This is a genomic window from Enterobacter cloacae complex sp. IR5384 (assembly GCF_049237265.1).
Classification (GTDB): domain Bacteria; phylum Pseudomonadota; class Gammaproteobacteria; order Enterobacterales; family Enterobacteriaceae; genus Enterobacter; species Enterobacter cloacae.
Window position 1 is genome coordinate 18510 of record NZ_JBMKHJ010000045.1, and the last position, 14289, is coordinate 32798.

13 protein-coding genes are annotated in these 14289 nt (G+C 57.0%); 5 read left to right on the forward strand and 8 right to left on the reverse strand.

The annotated features are described in order from the left end of the window. The first annotated feature begins 90 nt into the window (after window positions 1-90). From ACOTX3_RS23425 to lysM, 3 genes are all read left to right on the forward strand, one after another. Window positions 91-672, forward strand: coding sequence for an NAD(P)H-dependent oxidoreductase (locus ACOTX3_RS23425; RefSeq protein WP_013098727.1), 582 nt, complete (start codon window positions 91-93; stop codon window positions 670-672). Window positions 673-702: 30 nt separating this feature from the next. After that, window positions 703-1017, forward strand: a complete 315-nt coding sequence (locus ACOTX3_RS23430; RefSeq protein WP_020689491.1) for a putative quinol monooxygenase — start codon at window positions 703-705, stop codon at window positions 1015-1017. Window positions 1018-1102: 85 nt separating this feature from the next. Further along, a complete protein-coding gene (lysM, locus tag ACOTX3_RS23435; RefSeq protein ID WP_013098729.1) occupies window positions 1103-1543 on the forward strand; it encodes a peptidoglycan-binding protein LysM in 441 nt (146 codons plus the stop codon). A gap of 30 nt (window positions 1544-1573) precedes the next feature. Here lysM and ACOTX3_RS23440 read toward each other — a convergent pair whose 3' ends face one another. The 3 genes from ACOTX3_RS23440 to ACOTX3_RS23450 are packed head-to-tail and all read right to left on the reverse strand — an operon-like array spanning window position 1574 to window position 5879. Then, entirely contained in the window at window positions 1574-2761 is a 1188-nt protein-coding gene (locus ACOTX3_RS23440) for a glycoside hydrolase family 88 protein (RefSeq protein ID WP_058678716.1), read from the reverse strand. A 17-nt stretch (window positions 2762-2778) separates the two neighbouring features. Next, window positions 2779-4044, reverse strand: a complete 1266-nt coding sequence (locus ACOTX3_RS23445; RefSeq protein ID WP_058678715.1) for an oligosaccharide MFS transporter — start codon at window positions 4042-4044, stop codon at window positions 2779-2781. Window positions 4045-4076: 32 nt separating this feature from the next. Then, complete coding sequence (locus tag ACOTX3_RS23450; protein ID WP_058678714.1) at window positions 4077-5879, reverse strand: DUF2264 domain-containing protein; 1803 nt, start codon at window positions 5877-5879, stop codon at window positions 4077-4079. Window positions 5880-6045: 166 nt separating this feature from the next. Here ACOTX3_RS23450 and ACOTX3_RS23455 point away from each other — a divergent pair, with 166 nt between their 5' ends. Next, window positions 6046-6885: a helix-turn-helix transcriptional regulator gene (locus ACOTX3_RS23455; protein ID WP_058678713.1), complete on the forward strand. Its 840-nt coding sequence runs from the start codon at window positions 6046-6048 to the stop codon at window positions 6883-6885. A gap of 23 nt (window positions 6886-6908) precedes the next feature. Here ACOTX3_RS23455 and ACOTX3_RS23460 read toward each other — a convergent pair whose 3' ends face one another. Genes ACOTX3_RS23460 through ACOTX3_RS23480 form a run of 5 tightly spaced genes read right to left on the reverse strand, consistent with a single transcriptional unit; the run spans window position 6909 to window position 11582 of the window. After that, window positions 6909-7796, reverse strand: a complete 888-nt coding sequence (locus ACOTX3_RS23460; protein WP_029883032.1) for a MurR/RpiR family transcriptional regulator — start codon at window positions 7794-7796, stop codon at window positions 6909-6911. Further along, window positions 7793-8743 (reverse strand): iron-siderophore ABC transporter substrate-binding protein, encoded by a 951-nt coding sequence (locus tag ACOTX3_RS23465; protein ID WP_045293715.1) that lies wholly within the window; start codon window positions 8741-8743, stop codon window positions 7793-7795. The genes ACOTX3_RS23460 and ACOTX3_RS23465 overlap by 4 nt, the downstream gene beginning before the upstream one ends. 9 nt (window positions 8744-8752) lie before the next feature. Further along, window positions 8753-9793 (reverse strand): FecCD family ABC transporter permease, encoded by a 1041-nt coding sequence (locus tag ACOTX3_RS23470; protein WP_127869099.1) that lies wholly within the window; start codon window positions 9791-9793, stop codon window positions 8753-8755. Further along, window positions 9790-10773 carry a FecCD family ABC transporter permease gene (locus tag ACOTX3_RS23475; RefSeq protein WP_038983470.1) on the reverse strand — a complete coding sequence of 328 codons (984 nt, stop codon included), beginning with the start codon at window positions 10771-10773 and terminating at the stop codon, window positions 9790-9792. The genes ACOTX3_RS23470 and ACOTX3_RS23475 overlap by 4 nt, the downstream gene beginning before the upstream one ends. Continuing rightward, complete coding sequence (locus ACOTX3_RS23480) at window positions 10770-11582, reverse strand: ABC transporter ATP-binding protein (protein WP_023621861.1); 813 nt, start codon at window positions 11580-11582, stop codon at window positions 10770-10772. The genes ACOTX3_RS23475 and ACOTX3_RS23480 overlap by 4 nt, the downstream gene beginning before the upstream one ends. A gap of 383 nt (window positions 11583-11965) precedes the next feature. Between ACOTX3_RS23480 and ACOTX3_RS23485 the strand changes: the two genes are divergently transcribed. Beyond that, window positions 11966-14107: a TonB-dependent siderophore receptor gene (locus ACOTX3_RS23485; protein ID WP_058678711.1), complete on the forward strand. Its 2142-nt coding sequence runs from the start codon at window positions 11966-11968 to the stop codon at window positions 14105-14107. Window positions 14108-14289: the final 182 nt, after the last annotated feature.

Genomic DNA, 14289 nt, shown 5'->3' on the forward strand with positions numbered 1-14289 from the left:
AACGCAAAAGACTTTGCACATTTTGCTCATTTTACCGTATCGCCCTCGCGCGTAGAATACTCGCCATACTCTCATCGACGAGGACAAATAATGAGCAACATTCTGATTATCAACGGTGCGAAAGAATTCGCCCACTCTAAAGGCCAGTTGAATGACACCCTGACCGAGGTCGCGGACGGCTTCCTGCGCGACGCCGGGCATGATGTTAAGGTTGTGCGCGCAGACAGCCATTACGACGTGAAAGCCGAAGTGCAGAACTTCCTGTGGGCTGACGTGGTTATCTGGCAAATGCCGGGCTGGTGGATGGGCGCACCGTGGACCGTGAAAAAATACATGGATGACGTGTTCACTGAGGGCCACGGTTCACTGTATGCCAGCGACGGCCGTACCCGTTCAGACGCATCTAAAAAATATGGTTCAGGCGGCCTGATTCAGGGTAAGAAATATATGCTCTCCCTGACCTGGAACGCCCCGCTGGACGCGTTCACCGATAAAGATCAGTTCTTTGAAGGCGTAGGGGTAGACGGCGCATACCTGCCGTTCCACAAGGCTAACCAGTTCCTCGGCATGGACCCGCTGCCGACCTTTATCGTCAACGACGTGATTAAAATGCCTGACGTCCCGCGCTATATCGCAGAATATCGCAAGCATCTGGCTGAAATTTTTGCTTAACTGGTAACCTGGAATTAGAAGGAGTTAATTATGCTTACCGTTATTGCTGAAATCCGTACGCGTCCTGGCCAACATCACCGCCAGGCGGTGCTGGATCAGTTCGCGAAAATTATCCCAACCGTACTGCAAGAAGAAGGCTGCCACGGCTATGCGCCGATGGTTGACGCCGCAACCAGCGCCAGCTTCCAGGCCACCGCGCCGGACTCCATCATCATGGTTGAGCAGTGGGAAACCGTGGCGCATCTTGAAGCGCACCTGCAGACCGCACACATGAAAGCGTGGAGCGATGCGGTAAAAGGTGACGTGCTGGAAACTCACATCCGTATTCTGGAGCAAGGGGTGTAAAACCTGCCTTCCCTCTCCTTTCGGAGAGGGAAATCTCTCTGACCTGCTATGCTTATTCTGACTTCATGATTAACAGGAGGATGGAATGGGACTTTTTAACTTCGTAAAAGAAGCAGGCGAAAAGCTGTGGGACAACCTGACCGATCATAAAGGCCAGAGCGACAAAATCACCGAGCATCTCAAGAAACTCAACATTCCCGGCGCGGATAAAGTGCAGGTCAACGTTACCGACGGTAAAGCCAGCGTAACGGGCGACGGGCTGACCCAAGAGCAGAAAGAAAAAATCCAGGTCGCCGTCGGCAATATTGCGGGCGTCAGCGAGGTGGAAAACAACATCACCGCCACTGATGCCAAAGATGAAGCCACCTACTATACGGTGAAATCAGGCGACACCCTCAGCGCCATCTCCAAAACCGTGTACGGGGATGCCAACCAGTACAACAAGATTTTTGAAGCGAACCGCCCGATGCTCTCCAGCCCGGACAAGATTTATCCCGGCCAGACGCTGCGTATTCCTAAGGCGTAACCCACACGTCGGGGGCGCGCCCCCGACCTTTTACCAGTACGGCTTCCAGCTCTGGGTGAACCGCACCAGCGCCTCAACGTAGAAGTAATCGCCCCAGCTCGCACACTCATCCACGCCTTTGTTGCTCGCCAGGTGATAGACAGCGTGCTTAAGCAGCCCGCTCCCCTTCTCGTCTTTGCCCATCAGATAGTGCTTTGTCAGCGACGACATAATCCCTTTAGCCCAGTCCAGATAACGTTCACGATCCGGATCCGTGACCGGCAACTGTTTTACCAGCTCCAGCAGCCCGCAGACGGCAATGGCCGCCGAGGAGGAATCCCGCAGTGCATCTGTCCCCAGCAGCGCCAGATCCCAGTGGCAGACATAATCCTCCGGCAGACGATTAAGAAAGTAGTTTGCCAGGCGTTTTGACAGCGCAATCATCGTCTTATCGCCGGTATAGAGATAGCTCAGCATAAAACCGTAGATCCCCCACGCCTGCCCGCGGGACCAGCAGGAGTCGTCCGCGTATCCTTGCTGCGTGTTGCCGTAACGAGGCGCGCCGGTAACCACATCCATGTAGTAGGTGTGGAACGTCGAGGCATCTTCACGAATCAGGTACGTAGCGGCCTGCATCACGTGGGCTTTTGCGGCGTCAGCAAAGCGCGCGTCGCCGGTTTGTTCCGTCGCCCAGTAGAGCAGCGGCAGATTCATGTTGCAGTCGATAATCATCCGCCCGGCCTGCTCCGGGTCTGACAGATCGCCCCAGGCCTGAATAATCTTCGCCTTCGGGTGAAAGCGCTCCAGCAGGGCTTCAGCCGCCAGCAGGGCGAACCCGCGCGCCTCGCGGTTGCCGGTCAGTCGCCAGGCCGCCACGCAGGAGAGCGTATACAGGAACCCCAAATCATGAGTGTTGGTATCATTACGCCCGGCGATGCGCAGGCCAAACGAGCGCACGTGTTTTTCAGCCATCTCGCGGAACGTTGTCTCACCGCTCATCTCCCACGCCAGCCATAGCTGACCGGTCCAGAAGCTGGTGGTCCACTCCACGTTCTCCGTCAGCGGATAAACCCCGTTCTGGCAGGTTTCTGCCGGGAATCGGTCACCGAACGCCACCAAATGACGGCTAATCAGCTCAAGCACGTGACTGCGGGCAGAGCTGAGTTCATCACGTAATGTCCGCGATTCAACGGGGACAGGAATAGCCTGCAGGTGTTCCTCTTTGATACGACTTAACATGTTTCGGGTCCTTTAAATTACCGGGATGAGGGTTCTGCTGCGTTCAGCGAGCGGGTACCGCGCCATTTGCTCTGGCAGGCGGATAGCGTAAAGGCAGAGATAAACGTAAAGGTCAGCGCCGTGGCCCCCATAATGATATAGGTGTGCTCAAAGCCGATGCGGTCATACAGATAGCCGGCAGGCGAAGAGACAACCACGTTGCCCACGTAGAGCATGGCCTGATAGCCCAGCAGATACATAGTGGCGTTAACGCGTTTATCGAAATGCTCAGCAATATATTTAAAGACCGATACCAGCAGCAGACATATTTCCAGGCCATACAGCGGTTTCATTACGGAAATTAACAGATGGGAATCGCACAGGCCGGAAATAATCAGTCGTGCACCGACCACCAGCCCGACAATTAACAGCCCACGCTTGGCACCAATACTATTCACCAACAGCGGGATCACCATATACATCACAAATTCCATACCCGACTGTACGGTTCCCAGATAACCGAACACCGCGTTACCCTGGTGAATATCATCAAAGAACGTGACGAAATAGCGTGAGAACTGCTGCTCGGCAATAAACATCATCCACGCCACGCCCGCCACATACAGGCAGAACGCCCAGAACTTGCGGTTACGCAGCAGAGCATAGACATCCGCAGGGGCGATTTTCTCTTTGGTCAGCACCTCGCTGGCGTGAGCGGAGTTAGTGTTCACTTTCAGGCTCACAAGGACGATCAGCATGATGATGGATGCGACGCTGCCCAGAATAAAGTTATACGCCGGTGAGAGATTAAACAGCAGACCGGAGAACGAGGACGCCACGGCCCAGCCAAGCGATCCCCACATGCGAATTTGCCCGAACTCCATACCGTTTAAACGGCTAAATCGGTCAGAATAGGATTCACACGCCGCCACGCCCGCGTACCAGGCAAAGCTTAAATAGAGCGCGCCAATGATGATCCCTACCAGAGTATTGGACATCAGCAGCGGCTGGTAAACATAAATAAAGAACGGTGCCATCAGCGCGGACATGGCAACCACAAAATAGAGCAGGTATTTACTCATGCCGATCTTATCGAGAATATAGCCGTAGATCGGTTTAAGAATGACTGAGAAGACACCGTTGACCGCAAAGACAGTGCCAATTACCGAGCCGCTGAGATTCGCCTTTTGGCCGAGCCAGATGGCTAATAGCCCAATACTGGCGGACCAGGTAAAGAAATAGAGAAATATAAAGCTGCTGATTTTGTAATATTCGGTTCTGTTCGTTGTAGATGCACTTTTCATATCATCCTCGCCGACGTGTAGGGTCAGATTTTTTATAATGTGAACGACAGCTTACGTTCGCCTCCGGGTTCGCGGATCGCGACCTGGTCAGGGGTCATCTTCAGTTCAGGTGCCAATGCCGCGGGGGGGTTCTCGCTGGCCACGACGGCGCAACAGAGCCAGCTCTCTCCCTGAGGGAGATCGGTTTTTAACAGCGGAATGGATGCGCATTCCGGGAACATAATGTTGCTGTTCGGCGGCGTGACGATGCTGTCTGGCTCCCGGGCAATGGCCGGGGAGAGATCGACAATCACGCTGCTGCCGTTGCTGGCCGTCAGGTAACAGCCACGCTCATGAATGTGGTGTTCGGTTTTCATCACCGCAAAACCGCCCTCCACTGCCTGAAGGGTGCGAGCGCTGTTAATGCGGTGCAGACGCACGTGCCACTCGCCAAAGGGAATTTGCCAGGTTTCGACATGGACATCATGCCAGGGTGACCAGCGTGAATAGAGGTAGTTCTCATCCACCCGCACCTCCGCGCATTCACGACGCCCGCGGAAGTAGTTATCCCCCTCCGCCAGCAGTAACATCGAGTCGCAGGCGGCATGTTTCAGGCCAAAGCGCCCCCGTTCGAGGGTGAAGCCAAAGCGGCTTGAGTACGCAAATTTGGTGTATTTGGCTTCGGTGTTGACGTAGTTATTCAGCTCAAGCTGACCGGCAGTGAGCATCGTGACGTGCTGTGAGTTATCCGCATGCATCAGGATGTGCTGCGCTGGGTGGATCACACGTTTTTCCGCCAGCGAGGGGAGCGGCTGCTCTTCTGCCTGCCAGAACGGGTGTGACTCCGGCAAGGCCAGCATCAGGTACGTTTTCAGCGCCCAGTACGGTGAGCCGGGGGCGTTATAATCCTCGCACATCACCAGGTTGGGATAAGTAAAACCGAGGGTCAAAATACCGTCGCGATCGGTCATCGGCTGCCGCTGCCACCAGCGAAGATGGCGCAGCACAATGCCCTTCACGATGCCCGGCGAGAAGACATTCAGCCCGGAAAAGGCCACGGCGCTCCAGAAAGCGACCATCGCGAAGCGATAGGTAAGGCTCCGGCCAAACGGTACCGACGCGCCGTCGGCGGCAGACCAGTAAATAAAATCTTCGGCAAACTGACGGGCACGCTCACGTAACACCTCCGCCCTTTTTTCATCACCGCTGAGGGTGGCATAAATCAGGCCGTAGAAGTGGAACGCCATTGAGATGTAGTAATCCTTCGGGCGGCCCGGACCGTCAGAATACCAGCCGTCACCCAGATAATACGCCTCCATCATCGCAAACCGACGGTCGATGGCGCACGGATCATACGGCAGCCCGGCACATTTGAAACCAAGCTGCACCATAATCGCGAAGTAGTTCCAGTTGCTGTCCGGCATCTGCGCATCGGTGATCTGGTTGAGCCACGCGTGCAGGTTCATTACCTCACGTTCACTGAAGCGGCAGGTGAGCTTATCCCCCAGCAGCGCCAGCCCCAGGCCGTAAGCCGCCATCTCCACCAGACGCTGGTCGTACGGGCCGGTTTCCCCCCAATAGCCCGGGCTCTGCGGATCGGTGCCGAGCTTAATGGCGGTAAGGTACTTCTCACTAAACGGCTCGTCCCCGCCGCCCGCCATCAGCGGAAACAACCCCCACAGCGCGCGGGATAGCCCTTCCATCTGCGCAATCTCCGTGGGGTAGTGCGCACAGGTTTCTCCCAGCGAGAACCGTGAACAATCCTGCGGAAAGGACTTATCCAGCGCGCCCAGCAGGTCATGTAACGACGCCACCACCTCCTGGCGCGAAGACAATGGATTTGATTTTTTAGACATACGCTCGCCCTCGTCATCAACTGCGACGAAGGATAGTGAATCCGCAAGGGGGATAAATGTTAGCCACGTCACAGCCGTGAAGGCTAAATAAACCTCCAGTTGAGAAAATTTAAAAAGGTGGTTTATAACGAGAAGATAACGGCAGAAAATTGAGTTTTATTGCACTATGCGCGACACGCCCACCTCCGACCGGCTGGAACTGATCACCTTAAATGACACCGTCGTGTCATTCAGCCGTCTGTTTGCCAATACCGTGCGTTACCATCACTGGCATCAGTGTCTGGAGATTCTGTATGTAGAAGAAGGATTTGGCGTCGCCATTGTCGATAACCGTCACTACACCATGCGCCCCGGGCGGCTGTTTTTCTTTCCGCCGTTTACCCTGCATAAAGTGAGGGTGGATGAGCAGGCAGAAGCGATTTACCGACGTACCATTATTCATCTCGACCCTCACGCGGTGCTCACAGCCCTGCGCGATTTTCCCCACACGCAGCAGCGGCTGCAGAAACTTTCTGCCCGCGGCGCGGGAGCGTGGGTCGCCGATCTGGCGCACTGCCATCACCATGTCGATCATCTGCTCGGCTGTTATCCGTCGCCTTTAACCCGCGAGGGAATAGCCGCGCTGTTGATTGGTTTATTCGCCATGCTCCCGGACGATAATGCCCGTGCGCCGGGCAGTAGCCTCGGGCTCGCCAGCCAGGTGATGTTCTGGCTGGACGAACATTACCAGGAGAAATTTCGCCTGGACGCACTGGCAGAAACGCTGGGGAAATCCCGCAGCTACGTATCGCGAAAATTCCATGCGGAAACGGGCGAGAAGATCCACAACTATCTGAATACGCTAAGGCTGCGCAAGGCCTGCGAACGCCTGCTGCACAGCGAGGCGAGCGTACGCGAGATTGCCACCCAGGTGGGATTTTCCGACGTGACGTGGTTTATCAGCGCGTTTAAGAAGGGAATTGGCGAGACGCCTTTGCAGTACCGGAAGAACCATGCTGACCGATGAACGGCGTGAGCGCCCGGCATGCTTTAACCGCTCTTCTTCCCCGGCTTTAACCCACGATGAAACTCGTTGATGCGCTTCATGGATTTGATGGTGCGCTGCGGCTCGGTGGAGGCGACGGACAAAATAATCATCTCCAGGCACAGCAGCACCGTACCGTGCAGCGGGATTTTGCCCTTTTCTCCGCCGCGCGGCACATGGATCACCACGCTGGCCTCTTTGCTGAAACGTGAGTCCAGAGCGTTGGTCAGCAAAATCGTCGGGATCCCCAGACGTTTGGCTTCCCGCAGCGTGGTTTGTCCTTCCCGGTGTGCAGATTTTTGCGCCATCATCACCAGCACATCGCCGCGCTGGAGCGCAATCAGCTGTTCGGCAAGACCTATCCCGGTGCGGTTGAGCGGCATGGCGGGGAGCCCCATCCGGCAGAATAATCTGGCGGTGTACTCGGCCAGAATGCCGGAGGCACCAATGCCGAAGATCGCCACCTGCCTGGCCTGTGCCAGCAGCGACACCGCCTGCGCCATCGCATAACGGTTGTGCGGTTGCGACAAGACCTCACAGGTGTGCTGATGCCCTTCCAGCACAAAATCGATGCTCGCGTTGACGTCGCTGGTGAGCGTGTTGACCGTTGAGGAGATCTTTTCGCTGGATGTCACCACCGGACCAAACCACTGCTCCAGCGTCTGCTTCAGATCGCGCAGCCCGGCAAAACCCAGCGCCTGGATCGCGCGGACCACGGTGGCGTCCGAGGTTTTTAGCAGCGTGGCGATTTCCATTGCCGTCTGCTCCATCACCGCTTCCCGGTTCTCGTTGATGTAGCGCGCCACCTGCAGCAGACGCGGCGTCAGATGATGTGCACGAGCGCGAAAGCGCTCCCCGTAAACATCCACACGCCCTTTCTCTTTACGGATCACGGTGATACCTCCGGCAATGGCCGCCCGGCAATCTGCGACTGTACCTGCGCGGCCATCAGCCCTAAAGAGGCGAAGGAGTTCGAAATGGCCTCTTCGCGTGAAATCAGCACGTAGTGGCCGGTCCGACAGGCGTTCAGGAACTGGCACCAGCCCGGCATCACCGCCTCCATCGCCGCCAGCTCGTCCTGCGGTTTACCCCCGGTGTCGCCGCGCCAGGTGGCAAAGACAAAATCGGCGTCCAGCTCCGGCAGACGTTCGGCGCTGACGTCAATCCGTCCCCCTTCCGGGATACTCTCAATCAGCGGCGGGAAGGTAAATCCGGCGTCACGCAGCACGCGGCCTAAAGAGTGGTAGCTGTGCATGGCATTGATTTTTCCCTGGTTAGCCTGAATCACCGACACGGTGATTTTGCGCGTATCGATGGTCGCCTTCAGCGCCTTGATTTGTTCCTGATAGCGGCGCTCCAGGATTTTCAGCCGCGCCTGCGTACCGGTGAGCTGCGCCAGCTTGCGGTAGATCTCCGGTGCACCGCCGTCGAGATGGTCGATACTCACCGTCGGGGCAATCTTCTCCAGCTGTTCCACCGGCGTGTTGCGGGTCGGCTCGGTGATGATCAGATCGGGTTTGGCGGCGGCAATGGCTTCAATGTCGATATCCGCCGTGCCGATGAATTTGATGTCGGAATTATCGAAATCCACCCCCGTCAGCATGCCGCTGGCGCGCAGAAAATGGCTGCCGTCCGGGCGCGTGCGGCCATGGCTGGCGACGGGCGGTACGCCAAGCTCAATCAGTGGAATGGTGATATCCAGGTCGTGCAGCGAGACGATCCGCTTCGGGTGAAGCGGCACCTCCACCTTACGCCCCAGATCGTCAGTGAACGTCTGCGTCGGCTCCGCCGCACCCACCGCAAACCCTATCAGCAACAGCATCGAAACAAGTACGCGCATTATAGTCCTCTAAAATCTGTCCCGACGCTGCCAGAGCAGCAGCAGGAAAAACGGTCCGCCAGTCAGTGAAATCACAATCCCCGCCGGTAACTGCAACGGCAGGAATGCCAGCCGCCCGACGGTATCCGCCAGCAGCACCAGCAGCGCACCCAGCACGGCACTGCCCATCAACAACGCGGTTTGCCCACCGCGCATCACCAGACGCGCCATATGCGGCGCAATCAGCCCCACAAAACCAATACTCCCCACGCAGGAGACACAGGCCGCCGTTAACACCACCGGCGCGAGAACGCGCAGTAGCGCTAATCGTGCGGTGCGAACCCCGAGCCCCGTTGCGGCGTGGTTACCCAGCAATGCCACGTCAGCCGCGCGGGCGGTAAAGAGCAGTAGCGCAAACGCCGGGGCCGCCCAGGCTGCGGCGATACCGACCAGCGTCCAGTTTGCCGCGTGCAGGCTCCCTGCCAGCCACAGCATCGCCGTCTGCACATCGCGCACGTCGGCGGTAGTCATAAAGATCCCCATTGCCGCAGAGAAAGCCCATGACACGCCAATCCCAATCAGAATAAAACGCGGACGCGAGATATCGCGGGCCAGCGCCACCACCAGCAACGCGGTAATGAGGCCACCAGCCATCCCGACCAGCGGACGCCAGGCCAGCCCCAGCGCAGGGAACTGAAAAATCAGCAGCAGCACCGCCGCGCTGCAGCCCTCTTTCACACCAATAAGCCCCGGATCGGCCAGGCCATTGCGGGTGATGGACTGCATCGCCGCTCCCGCCATGCCCAGCATCGCGCCGCTTAAAATGGCCATCAGCAGCCGTGGCAGGCGGATATCCATCACGATATAGCGCGCATCGGCCTCCAGGGGTTCTCCGGAGAACAGCGCGCGCCCGATGGCGGAAGTGGGAATGGGAAGCGAACCGTGCGTCAGGCCAAACCCCAGCAGGAGAATGCCCATTAGAGCGATAAGCGTAACGCGCGCCACTGCCGCCGGGCGTACCTGCCCGGAAAACGGCCCGACACGCCATGCACGCAGTCCGGCCCGGCTCATTTGAACATCCTTGATGCCATCAGGATAAAGAGAGGAGCCCCCACCAGCGCGGTCATGATCCCGGTGGCCAGCTCATACGGCGTAAACAGCGTACGGGCCGCGATATCCGCCAGCAGTAACACCAGCGCCCCGCACAGGGCAGAAAGCGGCACCATCACGCGTAAGTCCACCGACACCAGACGGCGGATAAGCTGCGGCACGACCAGGCCAATAAAACCAATCGGCCCGGCAATGGAGACGGCTGCGCCGCAAAGCAGCGCAATCGCCAGCAGAGCCAAAAGGCGAGTTTTGAGCAGCGACACGCCCAGCCCCTGCGCCATCCGGTCGCCCAGGGCCAGCATATTGAGCGATGGCGACAGCCAGAGCGCCAGAGCGACCCCCACAGCGGCAACCCAGGATGCGCTGCGAACGATCTCCGCGTTAAGCCCGGCAAGATCTCCCGCCAGCCAGGTGCGCATGGCAAGCAGCGTCTGTTCATCCAGAATCAGCACCGTGGCGGTAATCGACGACGCAAACGCCGACATCGCCACGCCGCATAAGGTAATTTTCATTGGCGTGAGGCCGGTTCGCCCTGAAGAGGAGAACGTCAACACCAGCATAAACAGCGCGGCGGCACCCACAGCGGCAATCAGCGGGCGGCCAAACGGCAAGGTAAACCCGAGCGCGCTGGTCAGCACCACGGCCAGCGCCGCCCCCGCGTTAAGCCCCAGAATATGCGGCTCGCCCAGCGGGTTACGGATCACCGACTGTAACAACACGCCCGCCACGCCAAGCGCCGCCCCGGTGACCATGGCGGCAGCCAGCCGTATCAGGCGTAATCTGACAATCACGTTGTGATCGAAATTGCGCGGGTCGAAATGAAGCAAGGCCTGCACCACCGTCTGGGGAGCAATGACACGCGCACCGATACCCAGGTGGGCAATCGCGCCCATCACCAGCAGCAAGGCAAACAGCAGGAAAGCCAGTGACGTTCGCATCATGATTTTTCCGCCGCCTGGCGGAATGGCATAAAGAACGGCTTACCGGTCAGGGGATTAACCGACATATGGACATCGACATCAAACACCGCTTTGATGAGTTCCGGCGTGCAGACGTCGCCTTCATGCAATACCCCCTCGACTTTGCCCTGGCGTAAAAAGACCAGGGAATCGCCATAGTTGACGGCGAAGTTGAGATCGTGGAGCACCACCACCACCGTACGGCCATGCTGGCGGGTCAGGGTATGCAGCAACTCGAGGATCTCCACCTGATAGCGAAGATCGAGAAAGGTTGTTGGTTCATCCAGCAGGATATAGGGCGTTTGCTGCGCCAGGGCCATTGCGATCCAGCAGCGCTGGCGCTGGCCGCCGGAGAGGCTTTCGACGGGCTGATGTGCAAACTCTGCCGTACCGGTCAGGTGCAGAGCCTCTTCAACGGCCTGCTCGTCTTCATCGCTCCACTGGCGCATAAAATTTTGCCAGGGAAAACGGCCGCGTGATACCAGCTCAAACACCGTCAGCCCTTCCGGCAGCAGCGGAGATTGCGGCAGGATCCCCAGCTGGCGGGCTACCGCTCTGGTTGGTTGCTCGTGAATGGCTTTGCCATCAAGCAGTGCGGCCCCGCCAAGTGGTTGCAGCAGACGCGCGATAGTGCTCAGTAGCGTGGATTTTCCACAGCCGTTCGCCCCTACCAGCACGGTCATTTTCTGCCGGGGGATCGCAAGGGAGATATCATCGACGATGATTTTTTTCTGATAGCCCGCGGAGAGGTTCTCCAGAACCAGCCCCGGTTTATGGGTGTTGTGCGCCACGTGAATGCCAACTTAATAAAAAAAACGAACAAATAAAAATAAAACTCATTCTCTTTTGAAAGTTTGCCGCTGCGCCATGTAGTAGTCAAGGGGATAAACACCCTGATAAAACCAGGGTTAAATAACAGGTACTACAGCGGCGCTTTTGTTTTTTATTTAAGCTTTTTCAATGAATTATATGCAATTCACTTATATCAAGACGGGAGGTTTCAGGCTGTAGCCGATTTTTGCTTTTTTCCATTTACTACTACATTGCCGCATGATTGAATGATTCTCAATTACATGTTCGATGCCACACGGCTAACGAGCAGACAATTAAGGGCAATGACTCATACATTCTTCCGCGCCCTTCATGCGCGGGATCTTTTGGGAAAACAGATGTAATGGCTACGTTCACACCTTCTCTCTCTGGGGTAAAAGGGCGCGCGCTCTTTTCACTGCTGTTTATGGCACCGCTGGTGCAGGCGGCCGACACCGCAACGGCTAACGACGGCGAAACGCTGACCGTCACCGCCGATCCCCATGCCGTGGCTGAGGCCACAAACGGCTATCAGCCGCTTAACACCTCCACCGCCACGCTAACCAACATGCCAATGCTGGATATTCCGCAGGTGGTGAATACCGTCAGTGATAAAGTGCTGGAAGATCAGCACGCTACTTCGCTTGATGAAGCCCTTTATAACGTCAGCAACGTGGTGCAGACCAACACCCTGGGCGGTACGCAGGATGCGTTTGTGCGCCGGGGATTTGGCGCGAACCGCGACGGGTCAATAATGACCAACGGCCTGCGCACCGTGCTGCCGCGCAGCTTTAATGCCGCGACCGAGCGCGTGGAGGTGCTGAAAGGGCCGGCCTCAACGCTGTATGGCATTCTCGATCCTGGCGGCCTGATCAACGTGGTTACCAAACGCCCGGAAACCCGCTTCGGCGGCTCAATTTCCGCTACCTCCTCAAGCTTTGGCGGCGGCACCGGGCAGATTGATGTCACCGGCCCGATTGACGGCACGCGGCTGGCGTATCGCCTGACGGGCGAGTATCAGGATGAAGATTACTGGCGTAATTTTGGCAACGAGCGCAGCACCTTTATCGCCCCGTCGTTGACCTGGTTTGGTGATGATGCCACCGTGACCGTGCTCTATTCACATCGCGACTATAAAACGCCGTTCGATCGAGGAACCATTTTCGATCTCAACACCAAACAACCGGTAAACGTGGATCGTAAAACCCGCTTTGACGAGCCGTTTAACGTTACCGACGGGCAGTCCGATCTGGCGCAGCTGAACGCCGAATACCGTCTTAACAGCCAGTGGACCGCGAAGTTTGACTACAGCTTTAGCCAGGATAAATACAGTGATAACCAGGCGCGCGTGATGGCCTATGACGCCAAAACGGGTAACCTGACCCGCCGCGTGGATGCAACCCAGGGCTCGACTCAGCGTATGCACAGTACGCGTGCGGATCTGCAGGGGAACGTGGATATCGCGGGCTTTTACAATGAGATCCTGACCGGTGTGTCGTATGAGAATTACGATCTGCTGCGTACGGACATGATGCGCTGTAAGAACGTTAAAGATTTCAATATTTACCATCCGACCTACGGCAATCTCAGCAAATGCACCACCGTCTCCGCCGCTGATAGCGACCAGACACTCAAACAGGAAAGCTACTCCGCCTACGCGCAGGACGCCCTGTATCTCACCGATAAGTGGATTGCCGTTGCCGGGCTGCGTTACCAGTATTACACCCAGTATGCGGGCAAGGGCCGCCCGTTCAATGTGAATACCGACAGCCGCGACGAACAGTGGACGCCGAAGCTGGGGCTGGTCTACAAGCTCACGCCATCCGTCTCGCTGTTTGCTAACTATTCCCAGACGTTTATGCCGCAATCGTCCATTGCGAGCTACATTGGTGACCTGCCGCCGGAAACGTCAAATGCTTACGAAGTGGGGGCTAAATTTGACCTGTTCGATGGCATTACCGCCAATATCGCGCTGTTTGATATTCACAAGCGCAACGTGCTGTACAACGAAAGCGTGGGGGGTGAAACCATCGCCAAAACCGCTGGCCGCGTACGCTCGCAGGGTGTGGAGGTGGATCTTGCCGGATCGCTGACTGAGAATACCAATATTATCGCCAGCTACGGCTACACCGACGCCAAAGTGCTGGAGGATCCAGACTACGCGGGTAAGCCCCTGCCGAACGTGCCGCGTCATACCGGTTCTCTGTTCCTGACTTACGACATTCATAACGCGATCGGCGGGAATACCCTGACGCTTGGCGGCGGTGGGCACGGCGTGAGCCGTCGTTCAGCGACCAACGGTGCGGATTATTATTTGCCGGGATACTTTGTTGCCGATGCCTTTGTGGCCTACAAAATGAAGCTGAAGTATCCGGTGACGCTGCAGGTGAACGTGAAGAACCTGTTTGATAAAACCTACTACACCTCGTCCATTGCGACCAACAACCTGGGCAACCAGATTGGCGACCCGCGCGAAGTGCAGTTTACGGTGAAGATGGCGTTTTGATTTCAGTGCGGGGTGTTCCCCTCACCCTAACCCTCTCCCCAAAGGGGAGAGGGGAATTGAACACCCTCTCCCCTTTGGGGTGTACAGTCCGGGGACATGGTTGACAGGTGTTCGGGGACATGGTGAACACTTTTTAACATCCTTTACCCATGGTGATCGACTTTTTCTTCAGGTCGATCACC